The following is a 383-nucleotide window of genomic DNA, read 5'->3' as shown; positions in this document are numbered from 1 at the left end:
CCCGACCCGCCACGCCCGCGCCCGCCACCGGGGACCGAGGCCGGGGCCCGCGCCCGGCGCCGGGCGCGGGCCCGCCAGCACCCCTCGACACCCGTCAAGCCCGGTCGGCTCGCCGCCCGCCCGCCGCCGGGCGCCGTGGCGGGGTGGCCGGCGCGCCGCGGGGCTCCCGCTCAGAGCCGGACGTCCCGGCGGCGGCGGCCGATGCGACATGGGCGAACGGCCTACGGCGCCCGTATGGTCGCTGCCATGGAGAAGATCCGGGTGTTCGTTCTCGATGACCACGAGATCGTGCGTAATGGTCTGCGTCAGACGCTCGCCCGGCATGACGATATCGAGGTCGTCGGTGAGGCCGGGCTGGCCGCGGAGGCGTTGCGGCGGATTCC

2 pseudogenes are annotated in these 383 nt (G+C 77.3%); one reads left to right on the top strand and one right to left on the bottom strand.

Going from position 1 to position 383, the window contains the following annotated elements:
- Window positions 1–210, bottom strand: a pseudogene (locus MXD62_RS22205) (hypothetical protein); the annotation flags it as partial.
- Between the two features lie 24 nt (window positions 211–234).
- Here MXD62_RS22205 and MXD62_RS22200 point away from each other — a divergent pair.
- A pseudogene (locus MXD62_RS22200) lies at window positions 235–383 on the top strand (DNA-binding response regulator); the annotation flags it as partial.

The organism is Frankia sp. Mgl5 (genome assembly GCF_023242985.1).
GTDB classification, from domain to species: Bacteria; Actinomycetota; Actinomycetes; order Frankiales; family Frankiaceae; genus Parafrankia; species Parafrankia soli.
Note: the sequence above shows the minus strand (reverse complement) of the source record. Positions and strands in the feature narration are given on the sequence as shown.